Here is an 18,687-nt window from a genome sequence, read left to right on the forward strand (position 1 = left end):
TTTTGGAGCAACCGAAACACCACTATTGATTTGTTTATTTCATTCCAACAGTACTTATTTTGAATTATTGCTTAAATTTGACCGTACCCGATGCTCGAGTAACAATCGTCTCTTTACCCGCTTCTAATGGTAAGCTATCTTCATCTTGAAAACTGGATTTTGAAGCATAAGTCATTTGTGCCATTTGACCACGATAAAGTTGTCTAGGTCTATTATTAACACTATCTAATTGAATATTAGATAAAATATAACTTTTTGCATTCAACCCTTTTTTAATGATATCCGCTTTATGTTGTAATTTTTGAATCATTTCAGCCGTCATTTCATCTTCTAACACGGCCATCTTCTCTGGAGAAACACTAAAATCAATGGAGTTTAATGCAATCTCATCACCTAGCCCATTAAGTAATTTTTCCATCGCTTCAAAATCTTTACTTTTAAAACGAATATCCCCTTGTGCTTCCCACCCTTTCACTTTTTCTTTTTTGTAGTGTGGATAATTTTGAATCCCTGTCGCTTCTACTTCAATCGTTGGATATTGTTTTGCCAACTCAAGTACTTCGTTTAAATTTTTAGAGACAAAGGTTCTTAACTTCGCCAAAGACTCCCCTGTTTTACGACTATACACAGACGCAAACATCAAATCTTTATCTACTGTACGGCGCACTTCAGTTGAAAAATGGAAAGTAGATTGATACTTCTGATCCGTTTTTTCTTCCGCCAAAGCTGTGAATGTCGCTGTGATAAGCGGTAAGATGACCCAATATTTTTGCAATTTCATTTGTTTTCCTTAAAAAGTAAATATAACAACGGTTAGAGTAATTATTGTGTTATTAGTTCAATTACTGTTACAAAGTAAAGAGTTGTATTGCTCACCTCCCAAGTAAAAATAAAAATCCGATTTATAGGGGAGACTGTCCTATAAATCGGATTTGCTTTGATGAAAGTTAATTACTAACTTACTTTAACTTAATTATAAAATACCCAAGAAGGATAATAGAATAGAAAGCCCAAATGTAATGGCAATCAACATAATAGGATTAAAACGTTTTTTAGTAAGCAGATAATACATACTTAATACATAGCCTAATCCTAAAATATTTGGAAAAATCTTATCAAAAAAGTCTGTTTGAACAGAAACGGTTTTTTGAGCATTGACCACTATCTCACTGATAACATTAATATGGACATAGGACGCAATTAAACCACCGATTACAGTGACCCCTAAAATAGTTGCCCCTTTTGCGATAATATCGGACTCTTTCTTAATGCGTTCAACAGCATTTATTCCTAAATTATACCCAAGATGGGTTAAAGGAATGCGTAATAGCCAAATGGCAAGGTAAACCGCAAAAAATAAAATGGGTCCAAGTACGCTACCTGACATTGCCAAAGAAGCACATACCCCTGCCATAATTGGTAACAAGGTGAACCAAAATATCGCATCACCAATCCCTGCTAAAGGAGCAAATAATGCCAGTTTCAGCCCTTTGATTGTCGCTCGTTTTTCTTTTGCTTCTTCTAATGAAACAAGTAATCCCATTAAAAAGCCAACAAGGTTTGGATGGGTATTGATAAATTCCAAATTATCATTCATTGCATCAGAAAGATCTTTTTTATCTTTATGAATTTTCTTTAACAAAGGTAATTGTGAGTATAGAAAACCACAAGATTGCATTCTTTCATAGTTAAAACTTGCTTGCAAAAATGATGAACGAATAGCAAGTTTGGTAATATCTGATTTGGTAATAACTTTATTAGATTCCATCTTCTTCGTCCTCCACTTTTCGTGTGATTGTACTAATACTGGATAATATCTGACTACGCTCTTTACCAATGTTATACATTAACATTGCAAGAGCAAACCCTACTGCTGCTACTGGAAGTAAGTTTGAGAAGGTTAAGAAACTCGCCATTACAAATCCAATAATGAGGTAAGGAACATATTCCAGTTTGAGTAATACTTTTAATAACATACCAAAACCAACTGCTGGTAAAATTCCTCCTGTTACTTCAAATCCGTGAGTAAGCCATTGAGGTAAACTATTCACAAACACTTTCATTGGTTCTTGAGCAATATAAACACATAAGAACACAACAATGGCATAAATACATCCAATAATTGCAGTAGTGGTTATATTTATTTTTGCAATACTTTGTACATCTGCGTTATCAGCCGCTTCATCAGCTTTAACCATAAAAATAGTAAATGCCGAGTAGCAGAATAAAATGATATATTGCATTAAAAAGCTAAATGGTAAAGCCAAAGCCATAGAAGCCTGTGGGGTTGATCCTGTGGTATAAGCGAGTACCGTTCCCATTACACCTGCCAAAATAGGATTTGGTGGTTGCACACCTCCTGCTGGTGTTAAACCTGCAAAAGCAAGTTCAGTTAAACCACCAACCATTAAACCTGTTTGTAAATCACCTAAAATGGCACCTGTTAAAGTGGCAACGATAATTGGTCTAAAAATAAAAAGTGCCTCAAACCAAAAATCAATACCAACAATTAAAGCCATTATGGCAATTCCAATTCCTTGTAACAAAGTAATTTCCATAATTTTCTCCTTAATCTGATGAGTTAAAATTATTTAATAAATTCCTTACTATCTCCGGGAACATCCTGTATATACAGCTCAACGCCATAATCTCGGATTTTGTGTAAATAGTCTAAGTCTGTTTCATCAACATAGACTTTTTTACTTAATTGTGTTTTTCCTTTTGAAAAGTGCATATTACCAATATTCACTTCTTCAATCGGTACACCCCCTTCAATCAGCTTCCAAGCAACTTCTGGAGTTGGAACAACAATAAAAATTTTCTGTCGATCTGAAGCTTTATGAATAACGTTAATCATTTTTTCAATACTGAAAAAACGCACGCCAGCACCTGAGGTTTGCAAAACACTTGCCATAAGTTGCTGTTGAAGTGGATCTTCTGCGACATCGTCATCAACGACTACAACAAGATTAGATTGAAGGGTCATTACCCAAGTCATTCCAACTTGTCCGTGAATTAAACGATTGTCTATACGAGTGAGTAAGATAGGCATAGTCTCTCCCTATTCGATTATAAAGAATAAATAAAAAGATTGACTGATTATAGATCGGAATTTTCCCATTAGTAATTATGTGATCAATGTCACACTTTTTCTACAAAAAAATACCATTATTTAATAAAAAATATGTTTCTTTTTGTTATTTTACTGTTATTTTTTGAAATTTTGGGTGTTTTTAATTTCAACCACTATTGCCTGATAAGGATTTTCTGTATCGATTTTCCAACGGATATTACACTCAGCCAGTAACATTCCATATACTCGATCAGTCAGTTTACCTTGTTGATAAGCAGGGCGTGGATCTTGTGCGATAACGTCTCGGATAAATGCAATCGGATCATCGATCTGATATTTTGCAAATTTTTGACAAGATGTGACCGCTTGTTTCGCCTCTTGCGTAAAGGTGACGGTTAATTTTGGGGTAGGTTTATGTTGTGCAAAACCAGATTTTGCATTGACTTCGCTATCAGCATAGGCGAGATAAGGTTTAATATCTAAAATTGGCGTACCGTCAACTAAATCCACACTGCCTAAATAGAGCAATACTTCTCCATTGTTATATTCGATTTTTTCTAATGCCACTTTTGATAAGCCAATGGGATTAGGACGATGAGTAGAGCGACTTGCAAACACTCCTACACGTTGATTACCCCCTAAACGAGGAGGTCGCACTGTGGTTTGTACTTTACCTTGTGGAATATGATGAAATTGAAATAATAACCATAAATGGCTAAATTCACTTAGCCCTCGAACACTCTCTTCTGTATTGTAAGGAGGGAGTAAACGCAATATTCCCTTACCCTCAGCCACTAAATTTGGCTGACGTGGCACAGAAAATTTTTCACCGTAAGGCGTATGAATAATTCCCACTGGATAGCACGTAATTGGTTGAAGTTCCATCATATCGTCAATTTCCTATCAAAAATTAAAAAATAATACGTCATTTTATAATAAAATAGCTTATCATAAGGATCTATAATGATAAACGATACTACTATGAATAAACCATCAACATTTTCAATTTGGATAACAACGGCACGTCCAAAAACCTTGCCTTTAGCTTTAGCCTCTATTTTAGTAGGAGCGGCATTAGCGTCATCGGTCGGTGCATTTAATGGTATTACAACATTTTTGGCTTTTTTAACCACCCTGTTATTGCAAATTCTCTCTAACTTTGCAAATGATTATGGTGATCATATTCAAGGCTCTGACACCGCTGAGCGTATTGGCCCATTAAGAGCTATTCAACAAGGTGAAATTACAAAAGAACAACTGAAAAAAGCGATATATATTCTTATCAGTTTAGTATTAATCAGTGGATTTACATTACTTATTTACGCCTATCAATCGTGGCAAGATCTGTTTGTTTTTTCTTTGCTCGGTTTTTTAGCGATTATTAGTGCAATTACTTATACCGTCGGTAATAAACCTTATGGTTACTTAGGATTAGGTGATATGTCTGTATTACTGTTCTTTGGTTTCCTTGCCGTATTAGGCACCTTTTATTTACAAACCCATTATCTCTCCCTGACGTTATTACTCCCTGCATTTGGCTGTGGTTTACTTTCTGTCGCTGTACTCAATATTAATAATCTACGAGATATTGAGCAAGATAGAAGCGCAGGTAAAAACACGGTGGTAGTGAGAATTGGAGCAGAAAATGGACGTATTTATCATTTTATTTTGCTTACTCTAGCGGTCACATCTTACTTACTTTTTGCAATTTTTACGCAGCACACTTGGCAAAGTTTCCTTTTTTTAGGAACAACGCCTTTATTGCTAAAACACGCCATAACGGTTTATCAGTATAAAGAGCCAAAACAGCTTCGTCCACAACTCGGTAAAATGGCAGGATTAGCGCTAATAACGAATATCATATTTAGCTTAGGTATAAACTTATAATATCAAAGAATAGTAACCAAATAATAAGACCTTAACCCTAGACAATGCTACTTTTTTATGCGAAAGTACGCAACTTTATTAATTTGAACATTTATCTTATTTGGGGCTTTATATGAATAAAAACACCTTTGTCGTTGGCTTTATGCTGTTTGCTATTTTTTTCGGTGCAGGAAATTTAATTTTTCCACCTAAATTAGGGTTTGATAGTGGTGTGGAGTTTTGGCCTGCAATTATTGGTTTTGTGGTTACTGGCGTTGGTTTACCTCTTTTAGGTATTATCGTTGCAACACAATATGAAGGGGGATATAAAAAAGCATTAGAAAATATTCATCCTTGGATTTCGTTATTACTTTTAGGTGCTATCTATTTAACCATTGGACCATTCTTTGCCATTCCTCGTACTGCAGCAACATCATTTGATATGGCGGTCATTCCATTTATTGGTGAAACAGATCCTATTTCTCTATTTATCTTTACTGCTATTTATTTTGGCATCACCCTATGGGTCAGTTTAAACCCAACTAAAATGGTTGATCGTATTGGTGCAATCCTTACCCCTATACTTTTAATTGCCATTATTGCATTAGTACTTCGAATGACGGGTATTTTAATCGGAAGTGAAAATATTCACACCACAACTACAATGAAAATGCCTTTAGTTGACGGCTTTTTAGAAGGTTATCAAACAATGGATGCCCTTGCTTCATTCGCTTTCTCTGTAGTCGTGATGAATGCGATTCGTAGTAAAAATACAAAAGAGACCAGCTTGGCAAAACAAGCAATGATTGCCAGTGTTATCGCAGCCGTTGCACTTGGATTTATTTATATTTCCATTGGTTGGATTGGTAATAATATGCTTTTAACCCAACAAACATTGTCAGAAGTTGCTGAAAGAGGTCAAAACTTAGGTGTCTTTATCTTAAATGATGCTGCCACACAATCTTTTGGTGTATTAGGCAGAAGTGTACTGGGTTTAATTGTAACTTTAGCCTGTTTAACAACATCAATTGGCTTGGTAGTCGCAACCTCTTCTTACTTTAATAGCATCTTTTCAAAAATCTCTTATCGTAATTATACTATCTTATTTACGTTAATTGGTTTTGGTTTAGCCAATCAAGGACTAAATGCCGTTATCAGTAAGTCGATTCCTGTATTATTAGTGCTTTATCCAATTTCTATGACAGCAATGTTACTACTGCTGGTTAATTTAATGATGCCCTTATCAAAATTAGCCAAAGGTGTTCCAATTATATTAGTAACCATCGTGTCAATTCTGTCTGTAATGGGTTCAGAAATTGTTGCGAGCCTGCCACTGAAAGCCTATTCAATGGAATGGCTTCCTGTTGCTATTATTGGTTGTGTGATTGGTTTTGCTATAAGTAAAATAAAAGCTTAGGTAATTTCAACCTATCAAAACAAAAAAACTTAAGTAAACAGGAGAAAATTTAGGAAACTAAATTTTCTCCTTTCTTATTTCAACGGTTAAATTATAATAAAATATCCCAGATATAGCAGTAAAATCATAATGAACTATGCTCAATGGATGAAATACGCCACAATACAATTATCAAAAAATAAAGCAACAGATCCTTACTTAAATCCTAAATCTGATGCAAACTTGTTATTACAAGTTGTAACAGGACGATCTAAATCAAGTCTGTTTGCTTTTACAGAAACAGAACTGTCAGAAACTGAATTACAACAACTGTCAGCACTACTCTCTCGCCGTTTAACAGGTGAGCCAATGGCATATATTATGGGAGAAAAAGAATTTTGGTCACTTCCTTTGAAAGTTGCCACTTCAACTTTAATTCCTCGTCCTGATACGGAAAGATTGGTTGAAATTGCACTTGAATTTGCGTTGAAGCGGTTAGATCAAAAGGAAAATTTGCAAATTTTAGATTTAGGAACAGGAACGGGGGCTATTGCACTCGCTCTTGCTACTGAATTAGGAAAAAAAGTACAAATTATAGGTATTGATAAATCATTAAATGCAGTACAATTAGCAGAACAGAATCGTCAAAACTTGAAACTTAATCAAGTGAGATTTTTGCAAAGTGATTGGTATGAGGCTTTAGATATGCAAAGATTTGACCTTATTGTGAGCAATCCGCCTTATATTGATAAACAAGATGTCAATTTGCAACAGGGAGACGTTCGTTTTGAACCACGTTCAGCCCTTATTGCTGAACAACAAGGATTAAGTGATTTACAAAAAATCATTACTCACGCACCACTATATTTAAAACCTCAAGGAGCGTTATTCCTTGAACATGGGTGGCAACAAGCAAAACAGGTACAACAATTATTTTCAACATCGTTATGGTATGCACCTCAAACAGAAAAAGATTATAATCATAACGATCGTGTTACTTGGGCAATTTTAAAGTAAGTAATTATGGACAAACAAATAAAATTAAATAAACAACTTCAACAATTTTTATATAAAGAATTAATAAGAATTAGTTTGATGGTTGATGGAACAATAACAGAACCTCAAATATTTGGGCAAATGTCAGCATTGGTCAAAAAAGCACGTTATCAAGTCAACGGTGAAACAACAGAGCTAAAAATCAACCAATTGCTAGACTTAGTTTACAACGAATGGGGATTTCATTGTCACCATCAAGAATATTTTCATACAGAAAACTTATTGATACATAAAGTGCTACGCCAAAGACGTGGTATGCCAGTGTCATTAGGTGCAGTGGTGCTATACCTTGCAGCCGCTATAAATTTACCTCTCTACCCCGTTAATTTTCCGACGCAATTAATTATTCGAGCAGATTATATTAATGATGCAAATCGTCAAACTACACGTTTTATCAATCCGTGGAGTGGACAGGATCTCTCTTTCCAACAACTTGAAAAATGGTTAGAAGGTGAAATTGGCTTTGAAGCGGAAATGTCAATGGAGTTTACCAAAATCGCCGATTGTGACGAGTTGTTAGAACGTTTAGAAACCGTTGCCAAAATGGCTTTAACTCGTGAAGGTAAATACGAAGAGGCACTAAGACTCATCGAATATCGCCTTTTTATTACCCCTAACGACCCCTATGAAATCCGAGATAGAGGAATGGTGTTAGCCAGTTTAGATTGCTATCAAGCAGCGGTAGATGATCTCAATTATTTTATCGAACAATGCCCAGATGACCCTTCTGCATTAATGTTAAAACTTGAGATGCCAACATTATTAAAACAGACAGAAATACATAGGGTGCATTAACCTTAAAATACATTTATAAGGAATTTTTATGAAAAACAAAATAGTTCAACTCGATCATATTCAAATCGCTAATGACAAACCTTTTGTCCTCTTTGGTGGAATGAATGTATTAGAAAGCCGTGATATGGCAATGGCAGTCTGTGAAAAGTATGTTGAAGTCACCAATAAACTCAACGTACCTTATGTGTTTAAAGCCTCTTTTGATAAAGCAAATCGCTCTTCTATTCACTCTTATCGTGGTCCTGGTATGGAAGACGGATTAAAAATTTTTCAAGAGCTAAAAGAGACCTTTGGGGTAAAAATCATTACCGATGTACACGAAATTTACCAATGCCAACCTGTTGCTGATGTCGTTGATATTATTCAATTACCTGCATTCCTTGCTCGTCAAACCGATTTAGTCGAAGCGATGGCTCGTACTGGAGCAATTATCAACGTGAAAAAACCTCAATTTTTAAGTCCAGGGCAAATGGGAAATATTGTTGAAAAAATTGCAGAATGTGGAAATGATAAAGTCATTTTATGTGATCGTGGCGCAAATTTTGGATATGATAATTTAGTGGTGGATATGCTTGGATTTGGTGTAATGAAAAAAGCCTCTCAAGGTAGCCCTGTGATTTTTGATGTAACCCACTCATTACAATGTCGTGATCCTTTTGGTGCAGCTTCTGGCGGTCGTCGAGATCAAGTTACAGAACTAGCACGTTCAGGAATGGCAATTGGCTTAGCGGGTTTATTTTTAGAAGCCCATCCAAATCCAAATGAAGCAAAATGTGATGGACCTTCTGCATTACCTCTCTCTGCTTTAGAAGCCTTTGTTGCTCAAATGAAAGCAATTGATGATTTAGTGAAATCTTTTCCTGAATTAGATACCTCAAATTAATATAACAAGCGGTACGATAAGAGCAAAAATTTGCAAATTTTTAATCTAATGTGACCGCTTGTATTTATTGACTTACAATAAATTAAACTGAAAAAGGATATTTAATCGGTTCATAACTTTCATATCCTTCAACTTCAAAATCATCTAAAGTCACCCACGTTTCTAAATCTTCTAATGTTTTAATATTAGGATTTATGTTTAATTTAGGTGCTTTTAATGGAGTACGTTTTAATTGAACATCTCGCATTAATTCAAGCTGATCTTCATAAATATGAGCATTTACAATTTTGTGATAAGCCTGCCCAGCTTTATGTCCTGTGATTTGTGCCATCAAGGCAAGAAAAGTGTAGCATTGCACCATATTCCAGTTTAAACCTAGTGGTACATCTGCTGAGCGCTGAGTACTGTTTAAATATAATGTGCCATCAAGTAATGAAAAATGATGACTATGTAAGCAAGGACGTAAACAACCTAAATGAAATGCACCAGGATGATAAAAAGTATAAATTTCGCCTCTATTATCAATACCTTGTTTCAAGTCATCAACAATTTGACGTAGCAAATCAACACTTCCACCATCTGGTTTAGGAAAGTTGCGACCAACAGCACCATAAACTAATCCCATATCATCTTCACCTTTACGATGCGGATTAGCAAGCCACTCCTCGTTTTGGTTAGCATTAGCATCCCACGATTTTGAACCTATCTGACGAAAATCAGCCGCACTATCGTAGCCTCGAATATAACCAAGTAATTCAGCAATAGCTGCTTTCCAAAAACTTTTACGCGTTGTCACTAATGGAAATTCTCCTTGAGCAACATCATAGGTTAAATCAGCGTTGATTACCGTTAAACAACGTTTTCCTGTTCTTTTATTTTCAACCCATTTTCCTTGATCAACAATTCGTTGGCATAAGTCTAAATACTGTTTCATTTTATTATTTCCTTCACAACATTATTTAGATAGAATAGTAGCAGATTTTCAAGAAAAGAGAAAAATAATGAAACAATTTATCCAACTATTCTTATCCTTTATTTTATTATTTACCATCACGGCGTGTAATAATTCGTCACCTTTTCAGCGCCTAAGTAAAAATAAATTGGATCAAAAATCATACGCTACAGGCTATGGTTCAGCCGCTCAAACTTATAAAGATAGAGTGAATGAAACCTATGATATTGACTCTTTTATTCGTGGTGTAGATCATCTATATAGCAATAAAATCACACAATCTATTCAACAAGTAAGAGAAAATACTTTAAATAAAATGTTAGATCATAATATCTATGCTTATTATAGTGGAATACTTTTTGCAGCCTCATTAAAACAAAATTTTAACTACTTAAATGATCAGTGTTGGAATCTGATTGAACCTAAAAGTATCACTCAGGGAATTTATGATGCAATGTACGATCTAAAAAACAATAAAGTAAAACACAACAACTATATTTCTCAAGGGTATGATGAGATTTTGCATTTATGTGTAAAAAAAGTCGAAGAGGCTAGATAAATTAGTTTAAAATCTTACTTTACATCTGCCTGCCCCTAGGCTAAAATAACTCACCTTTTTTAGTCTATTGTCGCCATTTAGTAAGCGACATTTTATTTAACATATTATTTTTCTGAGGTGATGGCTTATGCCAGTAATTAAAGTTCGTGAAAATGAATCATTTGACGTTGCATTACGTCGTTTTAAACGCTCTTGCGAAAAAGCAGGTATTTTAGCGGAAGCTCGTGCTCGTGAATTCTACGACAAACCAACAAGTATTCGTAAACGTGAAAAAGCATCTTTAGCTAAACGTCACGCTAAACGCAATGCGCGAGAAAATGCTCGTAACAATCGTTTATATTAATTAGATTCATTAATCAAACGAAGTTTTTAAAACCGTGAATCCTTTTAAGGCTCACGGTTTTAGCGTTTCTAACTGCTATTCAAATTTTACCATAAGGAGAATCAATGAAAGGTCTTATCCCTCGTTCATTTATTGATGATCTGATTGCTCGCACAGATATTGTGCAGTTAATTGATTCTCGTGTAAAACTAAAAAAAGCAGGACGAAACTATCAAGCCTGTTGTCCTTTTCATCATGAAAAAACACCTTCTTTTTCCGTCAGTCCATCCAAACAATTTTATCACTGCTTTGGTTGTGGCGTAAGTGGTAATGTCATCACTTTTTTGATGGAATATGATAAATTGGAATTTGTGGAAGCTATCGAAGAACTTGCTCAATTATATGGTTTAGAAGTGCCAAGAGAAAACGCCACAGCTAGCCAGTTTCCTTCTACCAATTATAAAACCAAGCGTGATCTCTATCAATTAATGGAAGAAATTGCAAAATTTTATCAAGATCTCACCGCTTCAAATCCTCATAGCCTCGCTTATCTTGAAAACAGAGGACTTTCTAAAACAGTGATTGAACAGTTTGAACTTGGATTTTCATTAAATGCGATGGACAGTGTACTGGGTAAATTTGGTCGCACCAAAGAAGATATCCAAAAACTACTTGATGCAGGAATGCTATCTCAAAGTGAACAAGGTCGAGTTTACGATCGTTTTCGTAATCGTATAATGTTTCCCATTAGAGATCGCAGAGGACGAGTTATTGCTTTTGGTGGACGTGTTTTAGGTGATGAAAAACCCAAATATTTGAACTCTCCAGAATCAACTATTTATCATAAAGGTAATGAGCTTTATGGTTTATACCAAGCCTTACAAATCGATGAAAAACCACAATCTTTAGTTGTGGTTGAAGGCTATATGGACGTCGTAGCGTTAGCACAATTTGATGTCAGAAATACCGTTGCTTCACTTGGTACAGCGACAACAGGAGAGCAAATTCAGCTAATGTTCCGTCATACGGAGCAAGTGATTTGTTGCTATGATGGTGATCGTGCAGGGAGAGATGCTGCATGGCGAGCATTAGAAAATGCTTTACCCTATTTAGAAGATGGACGTCAGTTAAAATTTATTTTCTTACCTGATGGTGAAGATCCAGATTCATTTGTCAGAAAACAAGGAAAAGAGGGCTTTGAACAATACATTGCTAATGCACAACCTTTGAGTGATTTTTTATTTAACTCACTGCTAATAAAAGTTGATCTTTCCACTAAAGAAGGAAAATCAAAATTAGCGTCCTTGGCGTTACCAATACTTAAGCAGATTCCTGGAGAAACATTACGTGTTTATTTACGTAATATATTAGGACAAAAATTAGGTATTTTAGATCCAACACAATTAGAATCTATGTTGCCTACAACACAGCAGCATATTTCAGCAAAAGAATCTGCTATGAAAGTGGAACAAACACCAATGCGCTTGCTCGTTGCACTATTATTACAAAATACCCATTTAGTACAATTAGTGCCTGATTTACAACCACTTAGAATACTCAATATTGCAGGATTAGATCTCTTTGAAGAACTGGTTGAGTTGTGTAAAACACATCAAGGAATCAGTATGGGAGGCGTGTTGGAATATTACCGTGATAAAAAATCATTTCGAACCCTTGAAATTCTTGCAAATTGGAACCATCTAATAGCGTTGGAAAATGTAGAAAATGCTTTTTTAGAAACATTAGACTTTTTTTATAGTAAACTTGTTGAAAAACAAATAGAAATGCTGATCGCAAAAGATCGTACAACAGGATTAAATACGGCAGAAAAACAAGAACTGGCGTTATTAATTAATCAACAATAATTTAGAATTAACAATAGCTTTAAAAGTAGTGGTATAATAACCTACTCTTTTCTAGTGTAAATGTGGATATCAGAATGGAAAAACAATCTCAACTTGAACTCCTTATTACTCAAGGTCGTGAACAAGGTTACTTAACGTTATCAGAAGTGCACGATCACCTACCTGAAGATTTGGTAGATGCTGAGCAAATAGAAGATATTATCCAAATGATCAATGATATGGGGATAAAAGTACTTGAAAGTGCGCCTGATACAGATGATCTAATGCTATCTGAAAATATCACCGATGAAGATATTGTAGAAGAAGCAACCAAAGTACTGTCAACTGTTGAATCTGAACTGGGACGTACTACAGATCCTGTTCGTATGTATATGCGAGAAATGGGAACTGTTGAGCTACTTACTCGTGAGGGTGAAATTGATATCGCAAAACGTATTGAAGAAGGTATCAATGAGGTTCAATGTGCAATTGCCGAATATCCTGAAGCATTAACTAACTTAATCGCCTGCTATGAGCAAGTCGAAGAAGGTACAATGCGAATTACGGATATTATTACCGCATTTATTGAGCCTGATATTGAAGAAAGTGAAGAAGATAAGGTCTTTCTAGAAATAGAGGATGATGAAACACCTGATGATATTGATGTTGATGAGAGTGACGATGAAGAAGAAGAAGAAGAGGATGATGATAGCGCTGATGATGAAGGTGGTATTGATCCTGAATTAGCACGTCAAAAATTCTATGCATTACGTGATCAGCATCAAAAAGCAATTTTAACTGTTCAAAAATACGGTAGAACCAATAAAAAATCAAAAGAACAATTAAAAATACTTTCTGATATTTTCCGTGAATTCCGCTTAGTACCAAAACAATTTGATTTGCTTGTTGCTCAAATGCGTACCATTATGAAACAGGTACGTAAAGAAGAACGTCAAATTCAACGTTTAGTGGTTGAATATTCAAAAATGCCTAAAGGTGCCTTTTTAAAAGCATTTCAAGGACATGAAACCACAGATGCTTGGTTAGTCAAAGCGATTAATGCAGAAAAACATTATTCAGAAAAACTTGCCAATTATGCGGATAAAATTCGTGTTAATATTGAGAATTTAAAACAAATTGAAGAACAAACTGGATTAACCATTAAACAAATTCGAGTTATTGGTGGACGTATTTCTGAGGGTGAGTTAAAAGCTCGTCGAGCAAAAACAGAAATGATTGAAGCAAACCTACGTCTTGTTATTTCTATCGCTAAAAAATACACCAATCGAGGGTTACAATTCTTAGATTTAATTCAAGAAGGTAATATTGGTTTGATGAAAGCAGTAGATAAGTTTGAATATCGTCGTGGGTATAAATTCTCAACTTATGCAACTTGGTGGATTCGTCAGGCTATTACTCGCTCAATTGCCGATCAAGCTCGTACGATCCGTATCCCTGTACATATGATTGAGACCATTAATAAATTAAATCGAATCTCTCGTCAGTGCTTACAAGAAATGGGACGTGATGCAACACCAGAAGAATTAGCTGAAAAAATGGGGATGCCTGAAGATAAAATACGTAAAGTATTAAAAATCTCTAAAGAACCAATTTCAATGGAAACACCTGTAGGTGATGACGATGATTCACATTTAGGCGATTTCATAGAAGATACTGCACTGGCTCAGCCTCTTGACTCGGCAACATCTGAAAGCTTACGTTTAGCTACTGGTGGAGTATTAGAAGGCTTAACGCCTCGTGAAGCGAAAGTATTACGTATGCGTTTTGGTATTGATATGAATACCGACCATACTTTAGAAGAAGTAGGAAAACAATTTGATGTAACACGTGAGCGTATCCGTCAAATTGAAGCAAAAGCACTGCGTAAACTTCGCCATCCAAGCCGTTCTGAAACTTTACGTAGTTTCTTAGATGAATAATATTTACAGTGAAATACTGAAAAACGCCCTAATATTTAGGGCGTTTTTTATAGGCATAGTAGACAAAATAGTTGGTAATTTTGAGGAGCTATGCCCATAGTAGATAAATGAGTTGGTTTTTATTATTTTATAAATAATTACCAACTCCTTTTATTTAGAAAATCTTTTATAAACATAATCTTATGGTATTTGGTTAAACCATTATGATTAGATAGTTTTCGTTTAAGTTCTCCAAATAAACTTTCAAGCCTATTTGTTGTTTTTTCTATATTTAATTCAGGATATTTTTCAAAAGTAAATAAATAATCCATATTATATTTTAAGCTCCTGTAAGCACTTCTTATATTACGATGTTTAAAAGGATATTTACCCTTTTCATTTATTTTATCGGAGCGTTCATTTAAATATTCTTTATGTTTTAAATACCAATAATGTAAATTAATATAGAACTCGTTTTTAGAGCTATTTTTTAATGTTTTAACTAATATTTTTAGCTCTTTTCCCGCTTCAGATTTAGGGTTCCTTGTTAATTTCCTTATTACATTTGCTATTTGATGAAATTGGCAAAGTTGTGCAGGCGTATTTAAAAAATCTCTTAATAATCCTCGTCTTCCATCACAAGTAATAGATTGAATAATATAGCCTTTTTCTCTTAATTTATTCATTGCTAATAGATAATAAAGATTTTTTTCTGTTGTCACAATTTGATGATAAATTACCTTCTTTGATAAAGTGTCCATAAAAACGAGAACACCAAAATTTCGACCAAAGAAAGTGGTATCCATCATTAAGTTCAATTTATTATTTTGTGGGATATTTAATGGCGTTTTAGGGGCTTTTAAAACATATCTTTGAATAGTTCTAACAGAGCAATTATATTTAATTGCTAGTTGCTTATAGGTTTGTTTACCTTCTGTGTAATCTAGCCAAATTTGGCTTGAATTTAAGGATTTTTTGAAGGTAAAAGTTTTATTACAAATAGAGCATTTATAACGTTGAACATTATTTTGGGTACCATATTTGTGAATATTCGTTTTATGACAAAAAGGACAAGTTTTTTATTCATTTTCAAAAAAGTGGGCTAAAGCACAGTAATATAAAGCTTTAACCCATTTTTTACCAACTATTTTGTCTACTATGCCTTTTTATATAAATCGGGTTCAAATCGCAATATTAAAATGACGATGTATCTTGAAATAAACCAACTTTTAAATCTGTTGCAGTATAAATAATCTTACCATCAGCCTCTACTTCACCGTCAGCAACGCCCATCACTAATTTTCGGTTAATAACCTTTTTTATATTAATACGATAAATCACTTTTTTTGCAGTGGGTAATATTTGCCCTGTAAATTTCACTTCTCCAACACCTAAAGCACGCCCTTTTCCTTTGCCGCCAATCCAACCTAAGAAAAAGCCAACAAGTTGCCACATTGCATCTAAGCCTAAACAACCAGGCATCACTGGATCGCCAATAAAATGACATTTAAAAAAAGGTAAATCCGCTTGAACATCTAGTTCTGCCTCAATATATCCTTTTCCAAAAAGACCACCTTGATCTGTTATCTTGCTAATACGATCTATCATTAACATTGTTGGCGCTGGCAGTTGAGGACCTTCTCTACCAAAAAGCTCACCACGTCCAGAAGCTAATAAATCCTCATAACAATAGCTCGATTTAATATTTGATGCCATATTCATTTCTCATTCCTTATAAACTACTATAATGCGTATTCTAAACTAATACACATAATACCAAATTTTAACATCATTCAAGATAGATACATTTATGGTCTGACCATTAAACTATTTTATCCATTTTTTGCAAATTTTGCTAAACATCGTACCGCTTAAACCCTGTTCTGCTTCCTGTTCTAAATTATTTTTAATCATAGAAAAAATTGCCTGCTCTGGCTCTTGTTCATTATAAAAAGACTTATTAAATAATAATTCCACTACTTCATAAATATCTGAAACAGCCCAAATAGAAAAGTTTTCTTCCTCCACTGCACTAATAACATCTGATTTTAAACTTAAATGAGACACACAACTTTTAGGAATCACAACTCCCTGATGTCCCGTCAAGCCTCTTTTCTGACATAACGAAAAGAATCCTTCTATCTTTTGATTTACGCCTCCTACACTCAAAATACGCCCTGATTGATCAATTGCCCCTGTTACTGCTATTGATTGTGGTAAAGGCAACTTAGCTAAGCTACTCACTAACACACAAAAAATGGCTAAAGATGAACTGTCCCCATCAATATGACCATAAGACTGCTCAAATACCAAAGACGCAGAGAAGGGTAATTGAGTAGGTAATTCTAATAACTGAGATAAACAAGATTCTGCAATCATAATGCCTTTAGCGTGTATATTTCCCCCTAATTCAACTTTATGTTCAATATCTACAATTTCTCCATCACCTAAACGAGTATTACAACTGATACGTAATGGCTCTCCAAAAGCATAAGGAACGCCTTCAAATTCGACAATAGAAAGTCCGTTTATCTGTCCTATTTTTTCTTTTTCTGTTTCAATATGAACCTGATTACTTAATATTTCTAATTGCGTATAATCACTTAATATCGAAGCCTGTTGTTCTAAAAATTCAAAATAACGACTGATATCGTCAAACTGACTTTCATCAGCATAAAACTGAGCAATACCTAAAATATCTTTTTTGATTTGAGTTGGGAAGACTGAAATAAGCTGTTGATTTTCACTTTCTCGAATATAACTATTCAATAATTGCTGTAACCCTCTATTTGAAAACGTCTTAGCTGTTAAATTTTGAGCCAAATGTTGAACATAATTTCCCCACAGCGTTAATGATTTTTGATTTAAGGATAATGTTGTTTCAACTTCTGCATAATTAGCAAATTGGTGTAAACTTTCATCATAATTTACTAGTTCACTAATATCTTGACGAGAACCTGCCAAAATAAGCTTAAAATCCGCCTTAAATGAGGGAATACTAGGAATATGTTTATCCGATTCCAAATAATAATAACCAAAAAGTAATGCCTGCTTTAATTTATCCCAAATAGATAAATCTTTCAGTAATGAATGTATATTTAAAAATAAAACACCCTTTTCGACTTGAGATAATATACTCTCAATGGTTTCTAACTTCTGCTCTTTACCTACGTAATGAAGATAACCAAATAGTTGATTACGGTTTAGTTCATTACACACTTTTAGCTTCTGGTTTTTTTGTGTAAAATAAAAAGTAATCTCATCAGTAATTTCAGGTAACACATCGGTTTTTAACACGAGTAAAGCCCCTGATTTTTGCTGTTGAAATAAGGATAAACTTCGCTGTAAATTAGGTTGAAAATCCAAAAAAGTTACCTTTTCATTATTTAATGAAAAATGATGCTCACAAGAGAGTAACTTTGAAGAAAGTGGTATAATTTTCACAGATTTGCCTCAATATAAAAATTTGATTTATTATAACGTTATTTTCGCTATACTGCCGTATAAATTATCAATAAAGGATTAAATGAATGAGATACCAAAGATTAGAGATCCAAGAAGCTAACTGGAAATGGCAATATTTACTAAAAAAACATCAATTAGGTGAACCAATTACAAAACATCAGGAACACAGCCTAATTGAATTAAAAATCCAGCTTCTCACTACATTACAAAACTCCCCTGAAGAAATTGAGCAGTGGATTAAAGCTGAAATGACACCTGAACAACGGAAAAAAATGCGTCAATCCGTTCGAGCGAAAAGAAAACGTTTTTTTAATTCAGAAAAACAAACAACAAAAAAGAAATCTATCGATCTTGAGTTTTCAAGTTGGCTACGTCTTTCAAAAAAATCAAAAGAATTAGAAATGACACTCTCACAAACGATTGAACACTTAATTGAAGAAGCTGATAATAAGAAAATTTATACTGAGCAAATTTCAAAAATGAAACAAAATCTAAAAGATTTATTAAAATAAGCGGTAAGATTTTAATTATTTTTTGCAAATTTTTCTTAATATCTA

The 18,687-nt window shown here is 34.2% G+C and carries 18 protein-coding genes and 1 pseudogene; 10 read left to right on the forward strand and 9 right to left on the reverse strand.

The annotated features are described in order from the left end of the window. Nucleotides 1–64 precede the first annotated feature (64 nt). From A6B44_RS08595 to tsaA, 5 genes are all read right to left on the reverse strand, one after another. The gene (locus A6B44_RS08595) at nt 65–781 is read right to left on the reverse strand and encodes an SIMPL domain-containing protein (RefSeq protein ID WP_090920476.1); all 717 of its coding nucleotides are present in this window, start codon (nt 779–781) and stop codon (nt 65–67) included. Between the two features lie 192 nt (nt 782–973). Then, nucleotides 974–1,768, reverse strand: coding sequence for a PTS galactosamine transporter subunit IID (gene agaD / locus A6B44_RS08600; protein WP_090920479.1), 795 nt, complete (start codon nt 1,766–1,768; stop codon nt 974–976). Continuing rightward, a complete protein-coding gene (gene agaC / locus A6B44_RS08605) occupies nt 1,758–2,558 on the reverse strand; it encodes a PTS galactosamine transporter subunit IIC (RefSeq protein ID WP_218061366.1) in 801 nt (266 codons plus the stop codon). The genes agaD and agaC overlap by 11 nt, the downstream gene beginning before the upstream one ends. Before the next feature lie 29 nt (nt 2,559–2,587). Beyond that, the gene (gene agaB, locus A6B44_RS08610; RefSeq protein WP_090920488.1) at nt 2,588–3,052 is read right to left on the reverse strand and encodes a PTS galactosamine transporter subunit IIB; all 465 of its coding nucleotides are present in this window, start codon (nt 3,050–3,052) and stop codon (nt 2,588–2,590) included. A gap of 156 nt (nt 3,053–3,208) precedes the next feature. After that, nucleotides 3,209–3,961 (reverse strand): tRNA (N6-threonylcarbamoyladenosine(37)-N6)-methyltransferase TrmO, encoded by a 753-nt coding sequence (tsaA, locus tag A6B44_RS08615; RefSeq protein ID WP_090920493.1) that lies wholly within the window; start codon nt 3,959–3,961, stop codon nt 3,209–3,211. 93 nt (nt 3,962–4,054) lie between these two features. On the opposite strand from tsaA, the gene A6B44_RS08620 reads away from it, so the two are divergent. From A6B44_RS08620 to kdsA, 5 genes are all read left to right on the forward strand, one after another. Next, nucleotides 4,055–4,960: a 1,4-dihydroxy-2-naphthoate polyprenyltransferase gene (locus A6B44_RS08620; protein ID WP_090920534.1), complete on the forward strand. Its 906-nt coding sequence runs from the start codon at nt 4,055–4,057 to the stop codon at nt 4,958–4,960. A gap of 112 nt (nt 4,961–5,072) precedes the next feature. After that, nucleotides 5,073–6,356: a branched-chain amino acid transport system II carrier protein gene (brnQ, locus tag A6B44_RS08625; RefSeq protein WP_090920496.1), complete on the forward strand. Its 1,284-nt coding sequence runs from the start codon at nt 5,073–5,075 to the stop codon at nt 6,354–6,356. 129 nt (nt 6,357–6,485) lie between these two features. After that, entirely contained in the window at nt 6,486–7,352 is an 867-nt protein-coding gene (prmC, locus tag A6B44_RS08630; RefSeq protein WP_090920499.1) for a peptide chain release factor N(5)-glutamine methyltransferase, read from the forward strand. 6 nt (nt 7,353–7,358) lie between these two features. After that, nucleotides 7,359–8,186 (forward strand): SirB1 family protein, encoded by an 828-nt coding sequence (locus tag A6B44_RS08635; protein WP_090920502.1) that lies wholly within the window; start codon nt 7,359–7,361, stop codon nt 8,184–8,186. 28 nt (nt 8,187–8,214) lie between these two features. Further along, nucleotides 8,215–9,069, forward strand: a complete 855-nt coding sequence (kdsA, locus tag A6B44_RS08640; RefSeq protein ID WP_090920505.1) for a 3-deoxy-8-phosphooctulonate synthase — start codon at nt 8,215–8,217, stop codon at nt 9,067–9,069. Nucleotides 9,070–9,151: 82 nt separating this feature from the next. Here the strand turns inward: kdsA and A6B44_RS08645 are convergent, their stop codons facing one another. Beyond that, the gene (locus tag A6B44_RS08645; RefSeq protein ID WP_090920508.1) at nt 9,152–10,003 is read right to left on the reverse strand and encodes a thymidylate synthase; all 852 of its coding nucleotides are present in this window, start codon (nt 10,001–10,003) and stop codon (nt 9,152–9,154) included. A gap of 67 nt (nt 10,004–10,070) precedes the next feature. Here A6B44_RS08645 and A6B44_RS08650 point away from each other — a divergent pair, with 67 nt between their 5' ends. From A6B44_RS08650 to rpoD, 4 genes are all read left to right on the forward strand, one after another. Further along, nucleotides 10,071–10,580: an HI_0449 family lipoprotein gene (locus A6B44_RS08650; RefSeq protein ID WP_090920511.1), complete on the forward strand. Its 510-nt coding sequence runs from the start codon at nt 10,071–10,073 to the stop codon at nt 10,578–10,580. Between the two features lie 127 nt (nt 10,581–10,707). Continuing rightward, nucleotides 10,708–10,923, forward strand: coding sequence for a 30S ribosomal protein S21 (rpsU, locus tag A6B44_RS08655; RefSeq protein WP_090920514.1), 216 nt, complete (start codon nt 10,708–10,710; stop codon nt 10,921–10,923). A gap of 104 nt (nt 10,924–11,027) precedes the next feature. Next, entirely contained in the window at nt 11,028–12,767 is a 1,740-nt protein-coding gene (gene dnaG / locus A6B44_RS08660; protein WP_090920518.1) for a DNA primase, read from the forward strand. Nucleotides 12,768–12,841: 74 nt separating this feature from the next. After that, nucleotides 12,842–14,686, forward strand: a complete 1,845-nt coding sequence (gene rpoD / locus A6B44_RS08665) for an RNA polymerase sigma factor RpoD (RefSeq protein WP_420801048.1) — start codon at nt 12,842–12,844, stop codon at nt 14,684–14,686. 137 nt (nt 14,687–14,823) lie between these two features. On the opposite strand, the pseudogene A6B44_RS08670 reads toward rpoD, so the two are convergent. From A6B44_RS08670 to A6B44_RS08680, 3 genes and pseudogenes are all read right to left on the reverse strand, one after another. Beyond that, nucleotides 14,824–15,729 (reverse strand): annotated as a pseudogene (locus tag A6B44_RS08670) (IS256 family transposase, variant Zn-binding type); the annotation flags it as partial. Nucleotides 15,730–15,859: 130 nt separating this feature from the next. Beyond that, nucleotides 15,860–16,387, reverse strand: a complete 528-nt coding sequence (fabA, locus tag A6B44_RS08675) for a 3-hydroxyacyl-[acyl-carrier-protein] dehydratase FabA (RefSeq protein WP_090921998.1) — start codon at nt 16,385–16,387, stop codon at nt 15,860–15,862. Between the two features lie 105 nt (nt 16,388–16,492). Continuing rightward, nucleotides 16,493–18,109 carry a S16 family serine protease gene (locus tag A6B44_RS08680; RefSeq protein ID WP_090922000.1) on the reverse strand — a complete coding sequence of 539 codons (1,617 nt, stop codon included), beginning with the start codon at nt 18,107–18,109 and terminating at the stop codon, nt 16,493–16,495. Nucleotides 18,110–18,195: 86 nt separating this feature from the next. Between A6B44_RS08680 and matP the strand changes: the two genes are divergently transcribed. Beyond that, nucleotides 18,196–18,642 carry a macrodomain Ter protein MatP gene (gene matP / locus A6B44_RS08685; protein WP_090922002.1) on the forward strand — a complete coding sequence of 149 codons (447 nt, stop codon included), beginning with the start codon at nt 18,196–18,198 and terminating at the stop codon, nt 18,640–18,642. Nucleotides 18,643–18,687: the final 45 nt, after the last annotated feature.

Source organism: Pasteurella skyensis (assembly GCF_013377295.1).
GTDB classification, from domain to species: domain Bacteria; phylum Pseudomonadota; class Gammaproteobacteria; order Enterobacterales; family Pasteurellaceae; genus Phocoenobacter; species Phocoenobacter skyensis.